18 protein-coding genes are annotated in these 18,625 nt (G+C 63.6%); 6 read left to right on the top strand and 12 right to left on the bottom strand.

From position 1 onward, the window contains the following. The first annotated feature begins 414 nt into the window (after positions 1 to 414). Complete coding sequence (locus FCL40_RS05880) at positions 415 to 810, top strand: PH domain-containing protein (RefSeq protein ID WP_136852215.1); 396 nt, start codon at positions 415 to 417, stop codon at positions 808 to 810. A 121-nt stretch (positions 811 to 931) separates the two neighbouring features. Here FCL40_RS05880 and FCL40_RS05875 read toward each other — a convergent pair whose 3' ends face one another. The 3 genes from FCL40_RS05875 to FCL40_RS05865 are packed head-to-tail and all read right to left on the bottom strand — an operon-like array spanning position 932 to position 3,103. Further along, positions 932 to 1,624, bottom strand: a complete 693-nt coding sequence (locus FCL40_RS05875; protein ID WP_205729095.1) for a M15 family metallopeptidase — start codon at positions 1,622 to 1,624, stop codon at positions 932 to 934. Further along, entirely contained in the window at positions 1,618 to 2,760 is a 1,143-nt protein-coding gene (dapE, locus tag FCL40_RS05870) for a succinyl-diaminopimelate desuccinylase (protein WP_136852214.1), read from the bottom strand. Before dapE ends, FCL40_RS05875 begins: the two co-directional genes overlap by 7 nt. Further along, positions 2,753 to 3,103 (bottom strand): ArsC family reductase, encoded by a 351-nt coding sequence (locus tag FCL40_RS05865; protein ID WP_136852213.1) that lies wholly within the window; start codon positions 3,101 to 3,103, stop codon positions 2,753 to 2,755. The genes dapE and FCL40_RS05865 overlap by 8 nt, the downstream gene beginning before the upstream one ends. Before the next feature lie 275 nt (positions 3,104 to 3,378). On the opposite strand from FCL40_RS05865, the gene FCL40_RS05860 reads away from it, so the two are divergent. Continuing rightward, a complete protein-coding gene (locus FCL40_RS05860; RefSeq protein ID WP_136852212.1) occupies positions 3,379 to 4,065 on the top strand; it encodes a hypothetical protein in 687 nt (228 codons plus the stop codon). An 81-nt stretch (positions 4,066 to 4,146) separates the two neighbouring features. Here FCL40_RS05860 and FCL40_RS05855 read toward each other — a convergent pair whose 3' ends face one another. The 9 genes from FCL40_RS05855 to cysK all read right to left on the bottom strand — a co-directional run bounded on the left by FCL40_RS05855 (position 4,147) and on the right by cysK (position 15,262). Then, complete coding sequence (locus tag FCL40_RS05855) at positions 4,147 to 5,403, bottom strand: iron-containing alcohol dehydrogenase (protein ID WP_169307018.1); 1,257 nt, start codon at positions 5,401 to 5,403, stop codon at positions 4,147 to 4,149. A gap of 274 nt (positions 5,404 to 5,677) precedes the next feature. Continuing rightward, positions 5,678 to 6,334, bottom strand: a complete 657-nt coding sequence (locus FCL40_RS05850; RefSeq protein WP_136852210.1) for a hypothetical protein — start codon at positions 6,332 to 6,334, stop codon at positions 5,678 to 5,680. A 53-nt stretch (positions 6,335 to 6,387) separates the two neighbouring features. Then, the gene (locus FCL40_RS05845) at positions 6,388 to 8,049 is read right to left on the bottom strand and encodes an alkaline phosphatase (RefSeq protein WP_136852209.1); all 1,662 of its coding nucleotides are present in this window, start codon (positions 8,047 to 8,049) and stop codon (positions 6,388 to 6,390) included. A gap of 13 nt (positions 8,050 to 8,062) precedes the next feature. Further along, positions 8,063 to 9,640, bottom strand: a complete 1,578-nt coding sequence (locus FCL40_RS05840; RefSeq protein ID WP_136852208.1) for an alkaline phosphatase — start codon at positions 9,638 to 9,640, stop codon at positions 8,063 to 8,065. Between the two features lie 146 nt (positions 9,641 to 9,786). Further along, positions 9,787 to 10,293: a PTS glucose transporter subunit IIA gene (gene crr / locus FCL40_RS05835; RefSeq protein ID WP_136852207.1), complete on the bottom strand. Its 507-nt coding sequence runs from the start codon at positions 10,291 to 10,293 to the stop codon at positions 9,787 to 9,789. Between the two features lie 58 nt (positions 10,294 to 10,351). Beyond that, positions 10,352 to 12,043 carry a phosphoenolpyruvate--protein phosphotransferase gene (gene ptsP, locus FCL40_RS05830; protein ID WP_169307017.1) on the bottom strand — a complete coding sequence of 564 codons (1,692 nt, stop codon included), beginning with the start codon at positions 12,041 to 12,043 and terminating at the stop codon, positions 10,352 to 10,354. 20 nt (positions 12,044 to 12,063) lie between these two features. Continuing rightward, positions 12,064 to 12,321, bottom strand: a complete 258-nt coding sequence (locus FCL40_RS05825) for an HPr family phosphocarrier protein (RefSeq protein ID WP_136852241.1) — start codon at positions 12,319 to 12,321, stop codon at positions 12,064 to 12,066. 104 nt (positions 12,322 to 12,425) lie between these two features. After that, on the bottom strand, positions 12,426 to 13,964 hold the full coding sequence (locus FCL40_RS05820) for a methyl-accepting chemotaxis protein (protein ID WP_136852205.1): 1,539 nt from the start codon (positions 13,962 to 13,964) through the stop codon (positions 12,426 to 12,428). A 323-nt stretch (positions 13,965 to 14,287) separates the two neighbouring features. Next, a complete protein-coding gene (gene cysK, locus FCL40_RS05815) occupies positions 14,288 to 15,262 on the bottom strand; it encodes a cysteine synthase A (protein WP_136852204.1) in 975 nt (324 codons plus the stop codon). Between the two features lie 215 nt (positions 15,263 to 15,477). On the opposite strand from cysK, the gene FCL40_RS18660 reads away from it, so the two are divergent. From FCL40_RS18660 to FCL40_RS05795, 4 genes are all read left to right on the top strand, one after another. Then, entirely contained in the window at positions 15,478 to 16,563 is a 1,086-nt protein-coding gene (locus tag FCL40_RS18660) for an RDD family protein (protein WP_229360276.1), read from the top strand. Positions 16,564 to 16,624: 61 nt separating this feature from the next. Beyond that, a complete protein-coding gene (locus tag FCL40_RS05805; protein WP_229360275.1) occupies positions 16,625 to 17,206 on the top strand; it encodes a Crp/Fnr family transcriptional regulator in 582 nt (193 codons plus the stop codon). A 69-nt stretch (positions 17,207 to 17,275) separates the two neighbouring features. Further along, entirely contained in the window at positions 17,276 to 17,731 is a 456-nt protein-coding gene (locus FCL40_RS05800; protein ID WP_136852203.1) for a GNAT family N-acetyltransferase, read from the top strand. After that, positions 17,728 to 18,594, top strand: a complete 867-nt coding sequence (locus FCL40_RS05795; RefSeq protein ID WP_136852202.1) for a DMT family transporter — start codon at positions 17,728 to 17,730, stop codon at positions 18,592 to 18,594. The genes FCL40_RS05800 and FCL40_RS05795 overlap by 4 nt, the downstream gene beginning before the upstream one ends. Positions 18,595 to 18,625 lie beyond the last annotated feature (31 nt).

Below are 18,625 nucleotides of genomic sequence, written 5' to 3'. Positions count from 1 at the left end.
GAGACGTCGCCGCATACTTGATGGACTACTACAACTGGCAGCGCCCTCACCAACACAATGATGGGGTGCCGCCTGCGGAAGCCGAGAATCGGGCTAAACAGGTGTCCGGATTTAGTTGACCACTACACGAAGTACGTAATTAAATCCAAAGGTGGGTTTGATTACTTCCTTGCCTTATCGTTTATCTTTGTTGGCTCCATTATGCTGGTTCGTGATGGCGACTGGGTTTCCCTGGTTTCCCTGTTTTTAGGTCTTCATATGCTGGTTTCGATGATTCTTACCGAAATAAAGCTTGGACAGATACGGCCAATTATCGGTGATATCAATCAGGGCTTGGGTCAAGAGTCGGGTGGCACGCAATCTTAGTGTCTGCGGGGAAGCGGATTTGATAAGGACAGAAGAGAGAGGTTGCCGATGGAGAGGGTTTTTCGGTCCAAGGTGGACAGTTGGCTGCTGCTGGTGCTGTTGGCGGCGATGGCGGCCTGCCTCTATGCCGCCTATGAGTCTGCCCGGGCCGGGGGGAGCTGGCCGGTGGTCCTGACCCTGTTGGCCGGGGTGGGGTTACCGGCATGGCTGCTGGCCTCCACCCGCTACCTGGTCAGCGGCAACGCGTTGAAGGTGACATCGGGGCCCTTCTCCTGGCATATCGACATCGACTCCATCACCTCGGTCCGGGAGACCCATAACCCGCTGTCCAGCCCCGCGCTGTCACTGGACCGGTTGGAGATACACTACGGCAGAGGGCAATCGCTAATGATCTCCCCCAAGGAGAAGCGGCAGTTTCTGGTTGCCATCGGCCATGCCCGATAGCCCTTCAGGGTATTGGAGCCGCTCCGAGTCGAAGCCACTGAAGGCATCGCTGCCCGGGGGACCCCCTCCCTTGCGGCGGTGGGGGACTAATAAAGGGCTGCCAGTTGGCAGCCCTTTGTCGTTACTGGTTTCTCAGCGTCGCCGCCGGGGCCGGGGTCACTCGGTAGAAGTAACGCCTGAGCAGCTCGCCCAGCCGCTCGAGGATGTGGGACTTGAGCGCCAGCTTGCTCAGCTTCAGGTGCTCGGCCAATGCGCGCTCGTCGAAGGCGGCCAGGGCGGGCAGGGCGATGGGGGCAAAACTCAGGTGCCAGGGCTCCGGCTGCACGCCCCCGAGGTTCTTGGTGTAGGGACGGAAGAAGCCGAAGTGGGTCATGTGTTCGTCCAGCCAGCGGTTGAGCTTGCCGTTGGGGCCGCGGCCGCGGTACTCCCAGGGCTCCAGCTTCAGCTCCTCCAGCGAGATGGCATTGGCATCGTAAAAATCGAAGTCGCTGCCCCAGTGGTGGCGCGAGGTGCCGGGCAGCGCCGACCAGGCCAGGATGGCCCGCAGCAGCTCGTTATCGTTGAGGTTGGCCGGATTCAGCGGGCGACCCTCCTCATCCACCAGCGGCCGCTTACCCATCACCTTGCCGTTGAAGATGCTCAGCTGCCGCTCGAAGCTGCGCCAGCCAGAGGCACACTGCAGGTCGAATCCCGCCTCTTTGGCAGCCTCCTGCATCTGGCGGAAGGCCACTGCGGTGCGGCACTCCAGCAATTGATCCTCCACCTCCATCAGGTGGTTCTGTTCAAGGCCCATGAGTTGGGGTTGGGTCAGCACAATAGCTTCTCCATGATGGCTTCGTAGCAGTCTGCCAGAATCTCCAGGTCGCGGATGCTGACGCACTCGTTGACCTTGTGGATGGTGGCGTTGATGGGGCCCAATTCCAGCACTTCGGCCCCGGTGGGGGCGATGAAGCGCCCGTCGGAGGTGCCGCCGCTGGTCTGTGGATCGGTGTCGTAACCGGTGACCTCGCGAATCGCCTCGCAGGTGGCCTCCAGCAGTTTACCGTGATCGGTCAGGAAGGGGGAACCGTTGTGCACCCAGTCGATGCGGTAGTCCAGCCCGTACTTGTCGAACAGGTTGTGCACCCGCTCCTTGAGGTCGGCGGCGTGGGTCTCGGTGCAGTAGCGGAAATTGAACTGCACGTGCAGCTCGCCGGGGATGACGTTGGGGGCGCCGGTGCCGGCGTCGATGTTGGCGATCTGGAAGCTGGTGGGGGGGAAGAACTCGTTGCCTTTGTCCCAGGTCACCGAAGCCAGCTCCGCCAGCGCCGGCGCCGCCTTGTGCACCGGATTGTCGGCCAGCTGCGGATAGGCCACGTGCCCCTGGATCCCCTGAACATAGAGATCGCCGGTCAGGCTGCCCCGGCGGCCGTTCTTGATCACGTCCCCCAGTCTGGCGGTGCTGGAGGGCTCACCGACGATACACCAGGTGATCTTCTCGTTGCGCGCTTCCAGGGTGTCGATAACCCGGGTGGTGCCGTTGATGAAGGGGCCCTCCTCGTCGGAGGTGATCAGGTAGGCGATGGAGCCTTTGTGCTCCGGGTGCTTGCTGACAAACCGCTTGGTGGCCACCAGCATTGCCGCCAGGCTGCCCTTCATGTCGGCGGCGCCGCGGCCATGAAGGATGCCGTCGATGATGGTGGGCTCGAAGGGAGGGGTGTGCCAGTCTTGCAGCTTGCCCGCAGGCACCACGTCGGTGTGGCCGGCGAAGCAGAACAGCGGCCCTTCGCCGTTGCGGCGCGCCCACAGGTTGGTGGTGTCTTCGAAGATCATCGGTTCGATGTCGAAGCCCAGCTTGGCCAGGTAGTCGGCCATCATCGGCTGGCAGCCGGCATCTTCCGGCGTCACCGATTCCCTGGACAGCAGGTCGATGGCCAGCTGCAACACTTCGGAGGTTTGGGTGTCAGTCATTGGCGGCCACCAGCGCATCGTAGTCGGCGGCCTTGTAGCCCACGGTGACCCGGTCGCCGCTGTCCAGCACCGGCCGCTTGACCAGGGTGGGGTTGTCCAGCATCAGTGCCTTGGCCTTTTCCTGGTCGACATCACTCTTCTGCTCATCGCTCAGTTGGCGCCAGCTGGTGGAGCGGGTGTTGAGCAGGGTCTGCCACTCCACCTTCTCCAGCCAGCCATCCAGCGTCGCCTCATCCAGACCTGCCTCGCGGAAGTCGTGAAACTGGTAGGGGGTGCTGCTGTTGTCGAGATGCTTGCGGGCCTTCTTAACGGTGTCACAATTTTTGATGCCAAACAGGATCATCCATGGCTCTCCAAAATTAAAATGGTCTGACATTGTGACACTGGCCCGAAAGCCGGGCAAGACAGATTGTTGCTTGCCGCCGAAGAAACACTGTGTTGGGCGGGGCAGGCTCCGGCGGGTGCTGGTCTGGTAAGGGCGCCATAATGGATAATTTGTCACGAATGTAGCACTTAGACGTGAGTTTTTTGACTCTTTGCGCCAGAATGACGAGCCGAGTTGCACTCGGTGGCTAATTCGGTCACATTGGGTGCGGGTTTATGCATGATGGACCAGCAATGCCAGAAATTGAACACAGCGATCTCACCGTCGACACGCCGATGGATACCGTCAGCCTGCAGGATGCGCTGAACGATGTGCGTAAGGCCCAGCGGCTGTTGGTGGCCTACCACCAGCGGGTGATGCCCATCATAGATACCCTGGCCCGGAGCCTGGGGTGTCGCTTCCACTACTGGCAGCCAACCCACCATAATCCCCCTTCCCATGGGGCCATCGAGCCCTTTGGCCAGTGGGCCTGGGACTTCTCTCCCCTGAACGACGCCAGTTTCCTGTTCCTTACCGAAGAGGCGGAACAGGGAGAGTGTGAAGGCCCGGACGCCTGGCTGCTGGTGGTCCGCCTGGTCACCGACAGCGGCTTCGACCACTGCATTCGCCGGGAACGGGTCCACTGGGACGCCACCCAGATTGAGCCGCAGCCCCATGCCAGCCAGACTCGCCTGGATCTGCACGCCTATCGGCTGATCAAACCGGTCTCCGAAGAGGAGGGGGTCGTCTGGTGGCAACTGTTCAACGATGAGCCGTTGCCCGAAGCCTGGGATCAGGGGGTGGAGATGGAGTCCGGCGCGCTGTGTATCAGCCACTCGGTGTTGCTGAATGAGCTGGGTGACGCCGGCGGCATCCGCCGTACCCTGGACAGCTTCCAAAACCTGCTGCTGGCCCACGGTTTCGCCACCTCCATGATGTAACGCGCCAAGGGACTCAGCGTTTGCCAGCCAGTTACGGAAGGGGCGGCGTGCGGTTCGGACACAACCTCGCTCACCTCGCCGTTAACGGGGAATCATCATGCCGCGAATGAAGGCCTCCAGCTCGGCGTAGGAGCCGAAGTAGCCGGGGACCGGGTAGGGGCTGCGATAGGCCTCGTTGATGATGTTGCGTGCCATCTGTGGGATATCCTCCTCCTTGACCATGGTCAGCAGTGGCCTGATCTCCAGCTGATCACACAGCTTGTGAACCGCTTCCACCAGTGCCAGCGCCAGGCTGGCGTCATCCGAGCCGTGCAGCCCTAAGTGGCGCGCCATCTGGGCCATCCGCGATTCGGCGTGGGGCAGATAGAAGGCCAGCACATGGGGCAGTACCATGGCGTTGGCCAGGCCGTGGGGAACGCCATAGAGGGCCCCCAACTGGTGGGCGATGGCGTGCACCCAGCCGACGCTGGTGCGGGTGAAGGTCACCCCGGCATTGTGGGAGGCGATGGCCATCTGCCGCCGGGCCTCCTTGTCGTTGGCGCCGTCATGGAAGGCCCGGGGGAGGTGGTCGAAGATGCGCGCCATGCTCTCCAGGTTGAGGGCATCGGTCTTGGCCGTGGCATAGCGGCTCAGGTAGGACTCCATGGCGTGGGTCAGGGCATCCATGCCGGTGGCGGCGGTGATGGCCGGTGGCAGACCCATCATCAGCGACGGATCCAGCACCGCCAGTTCGGGCACGACGGTCAGGCTGATCACCACTCTCTTCTGGTGGCTGTGCTCGTCGGTGATCACCGCCGCGGCAGTCGCCTCCGATCCGGTACCGGCGGTGGTGGGGATTGCCATGAAGTAGTGACCGCGTTTGCGCAGCTTCAGCATCCCCGGCACGGTGCGGGGATCGATGTTATGGCGGGCGCAGGGGTTGATCACCTTGGTGGCGTCGATGGAGGAGCCGCCGCCGATGGCGATCACCCCGTCAAACTGGTGGTTGCGGCAATGAATGATGCCGCGCTCGATGATGGAGAAGTCCGGGTCCGGAACGATCTCGCTGAACACCGAATATTCCAGGGCGGCGGCCTCCAGCGCCTGCAGCAGTTGCTGGAATACCTGCAGGTCGACGAAGGCGGTGTCGGTGATCACCACCGGACGGCGGATCCCCTGTTTGACCAGCTCCGCCACCCCCTGGCTGAGAGCCCCCTCGCCGCTGACCACACAGGGGGTGGCGATGGGCAGGGTGCGGTACACAGGCTTGGCTAGGGCGGCCCAGCCCCTGTACAGGGTCTGGCGCAGGGCAAACCCAGGCTCGGGTGAATGGTGATTGGCGTGAATGGACTGATTCATGCTGCCCTCCCTTTCGGCTGTCGCCGGCCTCTCCTGCCGGCTCATGAATGCGACCAGCGACTGGTCTGTCGGTTGGTTGCCAAACTAGGCGAAGGGCCGGGAGGATGTCAACCGCCGACCCCGGGGGGATAGGTTGGCCCCCGTTACTGTGAAAGATAACAGAGGGATGGCGCCGGGGGAAAAGGAATTGACCGGCAGTTGATGTGGCACAAGCGCCGGGGGAGGGAAGCCGAGCGGACGCCATCAGGGCGGCGTCGGCGCCGCCCTGTGAGGCTCAGTGGTGGTGAGGGTGGCCGCGGCCGCGTTCCTGGCGGCCCGGGAATCCCTGGTTGATCATCTTGGAGAGCAGGGGGTCCTGCTCGTTGTCGCCGATGTCGGCGTAATCGGTCAGCCGGTAGCTGTCCCAGTCGTCCATCCAGCCACGGACCGCCTCATCGCCGGTCTGCAGCTTCACCAGGCTCAGGTGCTGATGGGGGGCGGCCAGGGTTTCGATGAGCCCCATGCCGGTCAGCCACACCAGCTCGGTGTCACCCCGGGTGCGCAACTGGTGGGCGTCACAGCCACTGCCCTGATCCTCGATCAGGGGCAGGGCGGCCAGGGCCGCCTGGGTAATGAGCTGGTGCTTAAGCTGCCACAGGCGTTCTCCGGAGGAGGTGGCGATCTCGTCCGCCTGATACTCGATGCCCCGCTGGTAGTGGTCGAACAGCCGCTCCAGCTGCAGCTGGCCGTTGGCCAGGCGGGTCCAGCGCTCGGTGACGCCCTCGGCGGGCCAGTGCAGTGCCACCCGGCTGCCCTGGCGAACCAGGGTCAGGGACTGAGCGGGCTGGCTCGTCGGCTCCAACCGGTATTGGGCGACCAGGGTGTCCCGGTCGCATTGGGCCAGCGCCGGGCCGGCCAGCAGTGAGAGTGTGAGTAGGGTTGCTTTGTTCATCGGATACTCCAAAGGGAGTGCCCGCAGGCACTCCCTTAACTAGGTCGAACGGTTTACTTCAGCGCCTGCTCGGCGCGGCCCATCAGGTCGGCGGCGTGCTCCATCACGTGGAACAGGTAGCTCTGCTCGTTGGTGCCGGTGACCAGTTGGGCGCCGGGGCCCCGGGCATAGACGCCTACATCCTCGGCGGCGTGGGTTTCCGAGCTCAGGGGCACCAGGGCCTCCTGGTGATAGCCGGGCGCGGTGGTGTCGACCTCGGTCAGGTCGTGGCGACCGGCGTTGTTCGGTTGGCCGTAACTGGTGTCGGCATCGGTTTCGCCGCCGAGATCCTGGAAACCGCGTCCGTTGGTGTAACCCAGGGTGGTGTAGGGCAGGCCGTCAGTCGCCTTGGCCTCTTCACCGTTGACGCCCACCACCTTGCCCAGGATGGGGTTGCCGCGCTTGGGGTAACCGGCGATGGTGAACACGTGACTGTGGTCGGCGGTGACCAGGATCAGGGTGTCGTCGTCGGAGGTGAGCTCGGCCGCCCTGGCCACCGCTTCGGACATCTCGATGGTGTCGGTGAGTGCGCCGTAGGCGGAGCCGGCATGGTGACCGTGGTCGATGCGACCCGCCTCCACCACCAGGAAATAGCCCTGATCGTTGTTATCCAGGATGTCGATCGCCTTGGCGGTCATCTCGGCCAGCGACGGTTCGCCGGCAATGTCGTTGCCGCGGTCCGCCTCGTACTGCATGTGGGACTCGTTGAACAGGCCGAACACCTTGGTGGCGGTGGCGGGGTCGATGGCGTCGAAGCCGGCCTTGTCCATCACGTAGGTGCCCTGGGGATATTGGGCTTGCCATTCGGCCACCAGGTTACGGCCGTCGCTACGGTCGCCCTCGACGGAGGAGCGGGCGTCGGCGCTGTTGTAGGCGGCGTCCTTGGGCAGGAAGTGGCGGCGGCCGCCGCCCAGCACCACGTCCAGGCCGTCCACGTCCAGGCCGTCGATGCGCCCCTCCAGGTACTGCTCAAACTTCACCAGCTGATCGGCGATGTCGGGGAAGCCGGCGCTGACCGCCTCGGCGGGCATGTCGGACACATCCTCCCAGTTGCGGTCGGCGGACTTGGCGTAGGTGGCCGCCGGGGTGGCGTGGGTGATGCGGGCGGTGGAGACGACACCGGTGGACATGCCGGCGATCTCCGCCATCTCCACGGCGCTCATCAGCTCGTTGCCGGCGATGCTGGTGTAGTCGCCGCGGCGGATATCCTCATCCACACCAATGACGCCCATGTCAGTTTTCACGCCGCTGATCAGGGCGGTCATGGTGCCGGCGGAGTCCGGGGTCTGGGCGTCGACGTTGTAGGTTTTCACCAGTCCGGAGTAGGGGAAGGCGTCGAAGCTGAGGCTGTTCTCCTCACCCATGCCGCCTTTGATCTGGCCATCCAGGATGCGGGCGGCGGTGACGGTGGAGATCCCCATGCCGTCGCCGACAAACAGGATGACGTTCTTGGCCGCGCCGCGGCGGTTGTTGGCAACACGATCCTTGGCGGCGGTCACCCTGGCTTCGCCCTCTTGGTAGTAGGGGTTGCCGCTGTTGGTGGCAATGTCTGCCTTGGAGGCGCGGAAGGGCTCGGGAGCGACGGTGGCGCTGTCGCTGTCGTTGTCACTGGAGTTGCAGCCTGCCAGGGCGGCGGTGATGGCCAGGGCCAGCAGGGATTGAGTGGTCAGTTTCATGTGCGTTACTTCCTTATTTGGCAACCAGCTTCAGGGCGTCGTTGATCAGGTGGAATACCTGGCTCTGTTCCATCACACCCTGGACATGCTGGGCACCGGGGCCGGTGGCGTGCAGGCTGATGTCCTCGCCGGCGTGGGTTTCCGAGCTCATCGGGATCAATGCTTCCTGGTGATAGCCGGAGAGGGTGGTGTCCACCAGGGTCAGGTCGTGGCGACCGGCGTTGATCTCCTGGTCATAGCTGGCATCGCCGTCGGTCTCGTGGCCCAGATCCTGGAAACCGAGGCCGTTGGTGTAGCCCAGGGTGGTGTAGGGCTGGCCGTCGGCGGCGGTCGCCTCGGCGCCGTTGACGCCCACCACCTTGCCGAGGATGGGGTTGCCGCGACGGGGATAGCCGGCGATGGTGAACACGTGGCTGTGATCGGCGGTGACCAGGATCAGGGTGTCGTCACCGGCGGCGGCCCGAGCCCTCTCCACCGCCTCGGCCAGTTCGATGGTGTCGGTGAGGGCGGTGGACGCCGAGCCGGCGTGGTGGCCATGGTCGATGCGACCGGACTCCACCACCAGCAGGTAGCCGTCTTCGTCCTGCTTGAGGATCTCAATCGCTTTGGCGGTCATGTCGCTGAGGGAGGGCTCGCCGGCGATGTCGTTGTCCCGGTCCGCCTCGTACTGCATGTGGGACTCGTTGAACAGGCCGAAGACGCGGCGGGTGGTGGTGGGATCGATGGCGTCGAAGCCGGCCTGGTCCATCACGTAGACACCGTCGCTGTACTTCTGCTGCCATTCGGCGGTCAGGTCGCGTCCGTCGGTGCGGTCACCCTCGACGGAGGAGCGGGCATCACTGCTGTTGAAGGCGGGGTCCTTAGGCAGGAAGTGGCGGCGGCCGCCACCCATCACCACGTCCAGGCCGTCGATGCTGGCCTCGGGGAAGCGGGCCTGCAGGTTCTCCTTGAAGTTCACCAGCTGGTCGGCGATGTCCTTGCAGCCGGCGGCCACCGCCTCTTCGGGCATGTCGGAGATATCCTCCCAGTTGCGGTCGGCGGACTTGGCGTAGGTGGCCGCCGGAGTGGCGTGGGTGATGCGGGCGGTGGACACGACGCCGGTGGCCAGCCCCTTGAGCTCGGCCAGTTCGATGGCGGAGGTCAGTTCGTTGCCGGCCACGCTGTCGCACTGACCACGCTCGATATCCTCATCGACGCTGAGCACGCCGGCGTCGGTCTTTACCCCGGTGATCATGGCGGTCATGGTGCCGGCCGAGTCGGGCGTCTGGGCGTCGGTGTTGTAGGTTTTCACCAGGGCGGAGTAGTCGAACTTCTCGAAGCTCAGGGCGTTCTCCTCGCCCTGCAGGCCGCGCTGCTGGCCTTCGAGGATGCGGGCCGCGGTGAGGGTGGAGATCCCCATGCCGTCACCGACGAACAGGATGACGTTCTTGGCCTGAGTGTTGGGCTGGGCGGTCAGCTTGTGCTGCAGGCCTTGCTGCGCCTGCTGGTACCAGGGGTTGCTGATCTGATAGTTGGGCAGGACCTGAGCCTGGGCACCGTTGGAGAGCGACAGAGCCACGGCGGTGGCGAGGGAGCTCCATAAAAGTTTCATAACTGCTTCCTGTAGTTGTGATGCTTGGATACGTAAGCGGAAGCAGGTTATCGGTGGATTGTGTCGGAGAGGTTAAAGGTGGATGTCACTAATATGAATCAAAAAAGACCGCAGAGCGGTCTTCTTGTCTGAGCGGAGTCCCCGGGTTACAGGAACACCTGCAGGGCCGGAGTCTGGCCGCCTATGGCCTCCCCCTGCGCCTTGGTGAGCTCCTTGACATCCTCCATGTTGGCGATCACCAGTGGCGTCAGTACACTCTTGGCGTGCTCCTTAAGGTAGTCCAGATCGAACTTGAGCACCGGATCGCCGGCCTTCACCTTCTGCCCCTCCTGGGCGATGCGCTCAAACCCGTTGCCTCTGAGCTCGACGGTGTCGATGCCGAAGTGGACGAACAGCTCCAACCCCAGGTTGGACTCGATGCTGAAGGCGTGGTTGGACTCAAAGATCTTGCCAATGGTGCCGTCGATGGGGGCATAAACGGTGTCGCCACTGGGATCGATGGCGATGCCGTCGCCGATGATCTTGCGGGAGAACACCACATCGGGCACCTTCTCAATGTCCACCACCTCACCGGAGACCGGTGCGACCACGGTGATGCCACCGGTCGGGGGTGAATTTTTCATCATACGTTGCATGCGGCTGAAAAATCCCATGCGCACCTCTTTTCCTTTATCCCTGTTATTGCTGATCTTATCCAATTTTTACTTTGAATCACAGCGAGTTAAGTATAGATGTTAATTCCCGGGTGGTTTGACTCTGCAGCGCCCGTTGCAGCAGTTTCTGACAGCGGCTGACGCTGAGTGCCGACAGGGCCCCCTTGATGACGGGACGCTGGGTCGGCACCATCGACAGGCCGTCGATGCCCAGACCGACCAGCAGCGGCAATGCCTTGATGTCCGACGCCATTTCGCCACACAGGGTGATGCTCATGCCGCGGGCCTTGGCACGGCTGCAGACCCAGGCCAGTGCCCGCACCATGGCCGGCGAGACCGGAGTGTAGAGCTTTGACAGGGTGGGGTCGTTCCGGTCTGCGGCATAGAGGTACTGGGTCAGGTCGTTGGTGCCGATGGAGATAAAGTCCAACCGGGCGGCCAGGGCATCGATGTTCATCACCGATGCCGGGGTTTCGATCATCACTCCCAGCTCAGGTTTGACTCGTTTCTGCTCCATGGGCAGATCCGCAGTCGCCTGGTCGTAGAGGTCGGCTAGCATATCCAGCTCCTCCACCTGGTTGACCATGGGGACCAGCATCCGCACCGGATGGGTCTGGCTCAGCCGGGCGATGGCCCGCAGTTGGGGCAGCAGAAGATGGGGCCGCTCCAGGCCGAGGCGAACCCCCCGGTGGCCCAGGGCCGGGTTGGCCTCCTCCAGATTCTCCTCCTCCATCACCTTGTCGGCGCCGAAATCGAACAGGCGAATGGTCACCGGATGGGGGGAGACGGCATCGGCAATGGTGCGATAGGCCAGATACTGCTCCTGGGCGTTGGGCATGCTCAGCCGGTCCATGAACAGCAGTTCGGTACGCAGCAGCCCGATCTCCTGGCAACCGTAGCGCTCGACCTGGGGCAGTTCCGCCAGGGTGGAGACGTTGGCGCCGATGCTGATCTCCTTGCCATCCGCGGTCAGCGCCGGGCTGCGAGCATCCTCCTCAATCAGCTGCTGTCGCTGCAGGTAGTTGGCCAGCCGGGCGTCGAACGCCTCCGACTGCACCCGGGAGGGGGTGACGGTGACGGTGGCCTGCTCGCCGTCCAGCAGCACATCGGCGCCATGGGGCAGCGGCGCCAGCTCCTCCGGAGAGAGCACCAGCAGCGGTACCTGCATCCCCCTGGCCAGGATGGCGAGATGATCCTGGTAGGTGGCTTGGCTGACCACCAGGCCGCCGATCTCCGGGTAGCGCAGGAACTCGGCGGGGGACAGGTAGTCCACCACCAGAATCTGTTTGGGCGACAGGCTCTTGGGCAGGGGACAGCGATGGCCCAGGGCGTGCTGAATCAATCTCTGCTTGAGCTGCTGCAGCTCCGATGCCCGCTTCTGCAGGTTGGGTTCCTCGATACCGGAGATCTCGTCCACCATCGGCGAGAGCACCCGCTCGAAGGCACTGGCGGCATTGCAGTGGTGCAGGGTGACGTGCTGATGCAGATCCCGCTTGAGCTCCTCATCTTGGAGCATCAACCGATCCGCTTCCACCAATTCCCTTTCCGTTTCGGACAGGGCCTGGGTCTGCAGGGCGTCGAGGGCGTCCAGCTCCGAGGCCAGGGCCTGGTCGATGTGACTCAGTTCGGTGGGGATCTGCTGCTTGCCGATCCGGGAGTGATCCACCGGGTTGAAGCGCCGGTGGCAGCGGTAGAGGGTGCCCCGGACCAGGCCGGTGGAGAGGACTTGGGCGACAAAGGTATGTGACACTCCGTGTCCTCCCTGAGGGGTTAATCCATGTTGGCGATAAATCGGCATAGGCTGGTGACCGCCTGCTCTGCCTGGTCGCCGGTGGCACTGACTTCGATCTCGGTGCCGTGCGCCAGGCTCAGGGTCTGCAACCGGTAGAGACTCTTGGCGCTGGCCTGCTTTCCATTGCAATAGACGATGATGTCACAGGGGAACTGCTTTGCCTGCTGAACCAGCAGGGCGGCCGGACGGGTGTGGATGCCTTGCTTGGCGGCAATGGTTACAGACTGACGGTACATGATCTGCCTTGTTGCTGGTAAGACGGCCACAGCATACTGTCCTGGGCACCAGGAATCAACAAATGCACTGGTGGAGGGATGGGGCGCAGAGGAGCGCCCCGGGGTTACACCTTGAACTGGCCCAGTTGCGCGGACAACTCATCGGTAACCCGCTGGACCGATCGGCTGGCGGTGGCATTGCTCTCATTGGCCTTCACCGAGGCCTCCGACAGTTCGGCAATATTGCTGATGTTCTCGTTGATCTCCTCGGTTGCCTGGCTCTGCTGACGGGTGGCGGCGGCGATCTGCAGGCTCATGTCGCCAATGGTGGCGATGCTGTCCAGTACTTGGTTAAGGGTGGCCTGGGCCTCGCCGGACTGGTCACTCAGTTGGCGGAACTGCGCCTGGGCCGCACAGGCCGAATCGGTGACCTGGGCCACGCCGGACTCGATGCCGTCAATGATGGCGCCGATCTCGTCGGTGGAACTCTGGGTGCGGCTGGCCAGGGCGCGGACTTCATCGGCCACCACCGCGAAGCCCCGGCCTTGATCCCCGGCACGGGCGGCTTCGATGGCGGCGTTGAGCGCCAGAAGGTTGGTCTGTTCGGCGATGCCGCGAATGGTGTCGAGGATGGTGCCGATCTGGGCCGAGTGCCGGGCCAGGGCGTCGGCGGTGGTGCCGGTCTGGCCTATCCCTTCGGCGACTTCGTCAAGCAGCATGCGGTTGTGTTCCATGGCGTCGCGGCAGGCCCCCACCTGATGCTGGGTGTGGCTGACCGTGGTGGAGGCATGGGCACTGCTGCTGGCCACCTCGTCGGTGGCCGCCAGCACCTGGGTCACGGCGGAGGCCACCGAGTGGGCCTCCTGGTTCATGGCGCCGACGGTCTGGTTGGACTGGGTAACCGTGGTGTCCAACTGGACGGCACTGGCGGCGAGCTCGTCGGCGTCCCGGCTGATCAGCCTGATGAGGGCGGTGATCTTGTCGGTGAACTCATTAAACCCGGCGGAGAAGCGGGAGATCTCGTCCTGACCGCTGTCGTCCAGCCTGTGGGTCAGGTCGCCGTCTCCGCGGGCGATCTCCTCCATGGTGGTGGTCGCCTGCTTCAGGGGGCGGGTGATGGAGAGGTTGAGCAGCAGGAACATGGCCAGCAGCGGCAGGGCCAGCAGGGATACAAACAGGGCGTAGCTGAAGAGCACCTGGGTCATGTGGCCCTTGATCTGGTGGGCATCACTGATCAGGACGAAGGTGGTCTCTTCCTGCTTGAAGCCATACAGCCAGAACGGCATGCCATCCACCTCGACCGTCAGGCTGCCGGGCTGTCTGGCCAGGGTCCTGAAGGCCTGTCTTCCCTGCGGGGCGTGGGCCAGGCGGGCCAGGTCGTCGTCCACGGTACGCTGATAGAGGAGGTCGCCATCGGGGCTTAGGCTGATCAGGTTGAGGTTGTCGCCCAGCCACAGATCGTCGGTCAGAGTCCGACTGCTCTCCACCTTCACCGAGGCGATCGCCTGGCCCAGCTGCCGGGTATGGTTCTCGGCGTTGAGCAGCAACTGGGTGTGTTGCTGATTCAGGCTGAACCAGGTGAAGAGCAGGGTGGCCAGGGCAGTGAGGCAGAGGAGCAGCAGCAATCGCAGGGAGACGGTGAGGCGGCGCAGCAGTGAAAGCATGTATATCTTCCTGATTATTATTGATTTATTTAATCCTTTATCGGTTGGTATACCTAACTGACCGCCCCTTTGTCCTCCGACCACCGGGATGAATGTTCTGCTTTGTGGCTGATTCTACAAAAATAAGAATAATCTAAATTACAAATTTCGAATGTTCGTCGTGGATGAATGGCGGTTGATGGTGGCACCTGTGTCGAACAACTCGACAACATGTTCGGACAGGCTGTTGCCGCCGCTGCCGATCGGTCGTTAATTCGGTGGCGCGGGCAGATCAAAAAAGGCGACCGAGGGGTCGCCTTTTTGTCTGAGTCGAGACAGGAACGCTATTGCTCAGTTTCCGCCTCGGTGAAGAACCCGGCAAACAGGGCCGAGGAAAGGTAGCGCTCGGCGGAGGAGGGCAGGATCACCACGATGTTCTTCTCCTTCAGCTCGGGCTGCTCCTCCAGCAGTTTGTTGACGGCGACAACGGCGGCGCCGGAGCTGATCCCGGCGAGGATCCCCTCCTCCTCCATCAAGCGGCGGGCCATCACCATCGCTTCGTCGTTGGAGACGGTGATCACTTTGTCCACCATCTCCAGGTCCAGGTTGCCGGGAATGAATCCGGCGCCGATCCCTTGAATCTTGTGTGGGCCCGGCTTGATCTCTTCGCCAGCCTTGGCCTGGCTGATCACCGGAGAGTCCTCGGGCTCAACGGCCACAGACAGAACCTGTTTGCCCTTGGTCAGTTTCAGGTAGCGGCTGGTGCCGGTGATGGTACCGCCTGTGCCGACGCCGGCGACAAACACATCCACCTCACCGTCGGTGTCTTCCCAGATCTCCGGTCCGGTGGTCTGCTCGTGGATGGCGGGGTTGGCCGGGTTGTCAAACTGCTGTAGCAGCACGTAGCGCTCAGGATCGCTGTCGCGGATCTCTTCCGCCTTGGCGACGGCCCCTTTCATCCCCTTGGCACCCTCGGTCAGCACCACGTTGGCACCCAATGCCTTGAGCAGTTTGCGGCGCTCCAGGCTCATGGTGTCGGGCATGGTCAGGGTCAGCTTGTAGCCGCGGGAGGCGGCGACAAAAGCCAGGGCGATGCCGGTATTACCGGAAGTCGGTTCGATGATCTCGCTCTCCTTGGTCAACACGCCGCGCTTTTCGGCGTCCCAGATCATGCTGGCGCCGATGCGGCACTTGACGCTAAAACTGGGGTTGCGGGCCTCGATCTTGGCCAAAACATTGCTGCCGTCGGTGACCCGGTTCAGACGTACCAGGGGGGTGTGACCAATGGAAAGGGAGTTGTCGTCAAAAATTTTAGCCATCCTGTTGATGCTCCATGCTTGCTGCGATTTCGCGGGGTTAGCAATAATAGTAGCCAGCATATAGTGGTTTTGCGCGACTGGAAGGTACGCTTCGTTATCCTATATTCCTGAATGGAATAACCGTTTAGCACTTTGCATATATAAGTCGGAAATAGATGAATTCCAGAGATTTGTGATAACGTCACGCCACTGGAATCTGGCCGATAAGGACTGTCGTGAACCCAACCACCGATCCCCGCACCATCATCACTCCCTACGCGTTCAAGATTGCCCCCAGGCTGCTGAATCGCCCCCTGGCATCACCTTGGCGGCGGGCGCTGGCGATGACCATTGACCTGCTTATGGTGGCGATCCTGGCGGAGTTACCCGGGGATATGCTGCTGGCCATGGTGCTGGCGGTGGCCTGGGTCCGCGTTAGGGGCTATCGCATCAAGGCCAAGATGCAGACCGGCATCTTCATCGGTTTTGGCCTGTGGCTGCTGTTTGCCATGGTCCATGCCGCCCTCGACGGCTGGCCCGGCCAGCCGTCAGAGCCGATCTCCGGCAGCAGTGCGCAGACCGTGGCGCTGTCCGGGGTGTGTGATGCGGAGGATAGCGGGTGCAAGCTGCGGGCGATCGCCGACATCACCCTCAAGGTGGTGAGTGAGGAGCTGGCGACCGAGGCGCAGTTGTCCGCCTACCTGGTGCAGCGCTATGGCCTGATGCCGGAGCAGGCCGACCGGCTGGCGGCGCAGGTGATGGCCGACCCGACGGCCAACGCAGGCGCCGCCCCAGAGGAGACCGTAAGCCCGCCGCCCGAGCCCGCCGCCGCGCCTGCGGAGCGGCGGGCGCCGACGTCGGAAGAGGTCCTCGATGTTCTCGACAGTGCCTTGGAGAGGGGCGCCGAGCGGGAGGCCGAGACGGCCGAGGAGGAGAGCCGATTCAGCCTGATCCAGGTGGCCAGGGGGATCATCGAGGATCTGGGCCTGGGCCTGGGTTGGGCGTCGGTCTACTTCACCGTATTTACCGCCTGGTTCCACGGCCAGACCCTGGGTAAGAAGCTGCTGGCGATTCGGGTGATCCAGCTGGACAATACGCCACTGAGTCTGTGGGCGGCCTTCGGGCGCTACGGTGGGTATGGCGCCGGCGTGGCCACCGGGCTGACCGGATTTCTGCAGATTTTCTGGGATCCCAACCGCCAGGGGATCCACGATAAGATCGCCTCCACCGTGGTGGTGGATCTGCGTGCCAAGGCCAGGAGACGTGCACGGGCGACGAGTAAGCAGATTCTGGCAACACCGCCGCGGGAACCGGACGCATGAGTCTCCGGGGTAAGCCGGCGTGGCGGCGCACCTTCACCTCGGCGTTAAGGGAGGAGGGGCAGTGAGCGATTGTGGCGTGGCGCCGCTGGCCAGGGCGCTGACCATCCTCGGGCTGACCGAGTCGGAGAGCCGTTCCCTGTTGGTGCAGGCGCGCCAGCGGACCCTGGTGCCCGGAGAGACCCTCTGTGCCCAGGGGCGGGCCCCGACCCACTTCCACCTGCTGGAGGAGGGGGTGTGTCACGGGGTGTACCACACCGAGGCCGGGCGCCACTACAGCAAGGAGTTTTACTGGGAGGGCGACTGGGTGATCGGCTTTGAGAGCCTGCTGGAGAGCGACTCTCTGGCCTTCGAGCTGCAGGCGTTGACGCCCGCAAGGGCGTTCGCCCTGCCCATGGCGATACTGCAAGCCTGGCGAACCGGCCGCCACCCGGCCTACCTGGCGCTGCTGGAGACCCAGCTGCTGTTTAAGGAGCGCAAGGAGCGGCTGTTGCTGCTCAGCACGCCGGAGCAGCGCTACCGTCACTTCTGTGACCACTACCCGGAGCTGCTGGCGCGCCTGGCCGACTATCAGATCGCCGCCTACCTGGGGATCACCCCAATCAGCCTCAGCCGCATCAAGGCGCGGCTGCGCCATGCCGATTAACAAAGGATAATTATCCGGGGCGCCGGGCAGGGTAAGCTGGGTGCCAACCATGATTGACCGAGGCTTACCATGCTCACCTGGCAGCTACTGACTTTTGATCAACTTACCACCCACACCCTCTATGACCTGATCAAACTCAGGATAGAGATCTTCGTCGTGGAGCAGACCTGTCCCTACCCGGAGCTGGACGACAAGGACCGGGCGCCCGGCGCACACCACCTGCTGGGCTACAACGGCGACACCCTGGTCGCCTGCGCCCGGCTGCTGCCCCCCGGGGTCAGTTTCGAGGGCGTCAGCATCGGCCGGGTGGCCATCGACGCCGGCTGGCGGGGAGGGCAGCGGGGCCACCAGCTGATGGAGCAGGCGCTGTCTGCCTGCGAATTGCTCTGGCCCGGGCAGGTGATCGAGATCGGTGCCCAGGAGCACCTTCAGGGCTTCTATCGTCGCCATGGCTTCCAGGCTGTCTCAGACAGCTATCTGGAGGACGGCATCCCCCACGTGGATATGCGCCGGGTGCCCGGGTGAACGCCGACAGCCGGGCCCTGCTGCTGCTGGTGGTCGGTAACCTGGCCGCCGCCCTCTCCGACGTGGCGGTCAAGTGCCTGGATGGCGGCGTGCCGCCGTTTCAGTACCTGTTTATTCGCCAACTGGTGGCCACCCTGCTGGTGCTGCCACTGTGGCTGACACTGCCGGCGGTGAAGCGGTCTCCCGGCCCGATCAGGCTGGCGCTGGTGCGGGCCCACCTGATCCTGGTGGGGGCGGCCGGCATGGTGGTGGCCCTCTCCCATCTGCCCCTGGCGACCGCCAACGCCGTGTTCTACGCCGCCCCGTTGTTGATGCTGCCGCTGTCGGTGTGGTTGCTGGGTGAGCGGCCCGGTCGCGCCAGGGTGCTGGCCACCCTGGCGGGATTTGCCGGGGTGATGCTGGTGCTCAGGCCCTCCCAGTTCCATTGGGCGGCGCTGTTTGCTCTGGGCACCGCCCTGACCCTGGCGCTGTTCAACCTGCTGGTCAGGCGACTGCCACCGGGACAGTCGCCGCTGGCAACGGTGTTCTGGACCAACCTGCTGTGCCTGCCGGTGGCGGCGCTGCTGGCCGCGGTCAACTGGGTGGCGCTGGACGCGGTGCAGCTGCAGTGGATTGTGGCCAGTGCCCTGGGCATGCTGACCTACAACGCGCTGGCGGTGGTGGCCTATCGCCTGGCCCAGGCGTCGGCGATCGCCCTGGCGGAGTACTCCGGGCTGCTGTTTGTGGCCCTGTTCGGGGTAATGTGGTTTGCCGAAGTGCCGGACAGCCTGTCCCTGCTGGGGATTGCCCTGATCGTGCTGCCCATCGGGCTGATCTCCATAGACGGCCGCCGTTGGCGACGCCAGGGCGGCAGGGCGGTATAGGTTTGGCCGTTTTGGCCTGCCGCCGGACAGT

The sequence above is a fragment of the Ferrimonas sediminicola genome, from assembly GCF_005116715.1.
GTDB lineage: Bacteria > Pseudomonadota > Gammaproteobacteria > Enterobacterales > Shewanellaceae > Ferrimonas > Ferrimonas sediminicola.
This window is presented reverse-complemented; position numbering and strand designations above follow the sequence as displayed.

What these genes read in the sequence shown, in the direction of transcription:
- dapE (WP_136852214.1), bottom strand. Translation starts at nt 2,760, where the DNA reads ATGACTGACACCCAAACCTCCGAAGTGTTGCAGCTGGCCATCGACCTG.
- FCL40_RS05855 (WP_169307018.1), bottom strand. Translation starts at nt 5,403, where the DNA reads ATGAATCAGTCCATTCACGCCAATCACCATTCACCCGAGCCTGGGTTT.
- FCL40_RS05860 (WP_136852212.1), top strand. Translation starts at nt 3,379, where the DNA reads ATGCCAGAAATTGAACACAGCGATCTCACCGTCGACACGCCGATGGAT.
- FCL40_RS05840 (WP_136852208.1), bottom strand. Translation starts at nt 9,640, where the DNA reads ATGAAACTTTTATGGAGCTCCCTCGCCACCGCCGTGGCTCTGTCGCTC.
- FCL40_RS05820 (WP_136852205.1), bottom strand. Translation starts at nt 13,964, where the DNA reads ATGCTTTCACTGCTGCGCCGCCTCACCGTCTCCCTGCGATTGCTGCTG.
- FCL40_RS05850 (WP_136852210.1), bottom strand. Translation starts at nt 6,334, where the DNA reads ATGAACAAAGCAACCCTACTCACACTCTCACTGCTGGCCGGCCCGGCG.
- FCL40_RS05825 (WP_136852241.1), bottom strand. Translation starts at nt 12,321, where the DNA reads ATGTACCGTCAGTCTGTAACCATTGCCGCCAAGCAAGGCATCCACACC.
- crr (WP_136852207.1), bottom strand. Translation starts at nt 10,293, where the DNA reads ATGGGATTTTTCAGCCGCATGCAACGTATGATGAAAAATTCACCCCCG.
- FCL40_RS05845 (WP_136852209.1), bottom strand. Translation starts at nt 8,049, where the DNA reads ATGAAACTGACCACTCAATCCCTGCTGGCCCTGGCCATCACCGCCGCC.
- FCL40_RS05800 (WP_136852203.1), top strand. Translation starts at nt 17,276, where the DNA reads ATGCTCACCTGGCAGCTACTGACTTTTGATCAACTTACCACCCACACC.
- FCL40_RS05880 (WP_136852215.1), top strand. Translation starts at nt 415, where the DNA reads ATGGAGAGGGTTTTTCGGTCCAAGGTGGACAGTTGGCTGCTGCTGGTG.
- cysK (WP_136852204.1), bottom strand. Translation starts at nt 15,262, where the DNA reads ATGGCTAAAATTTTTGACGACAACTCCCTTTCCATTGGTCACACCCCC.
- FCL40_RS05865 (WP_136852213.1), bottom strand. Translation starts at nt 3,103, where the DNA reads ATGATCCTGTTTGGCATCAAAAATTGTGACACCGTTAAGAAGGCCCGC.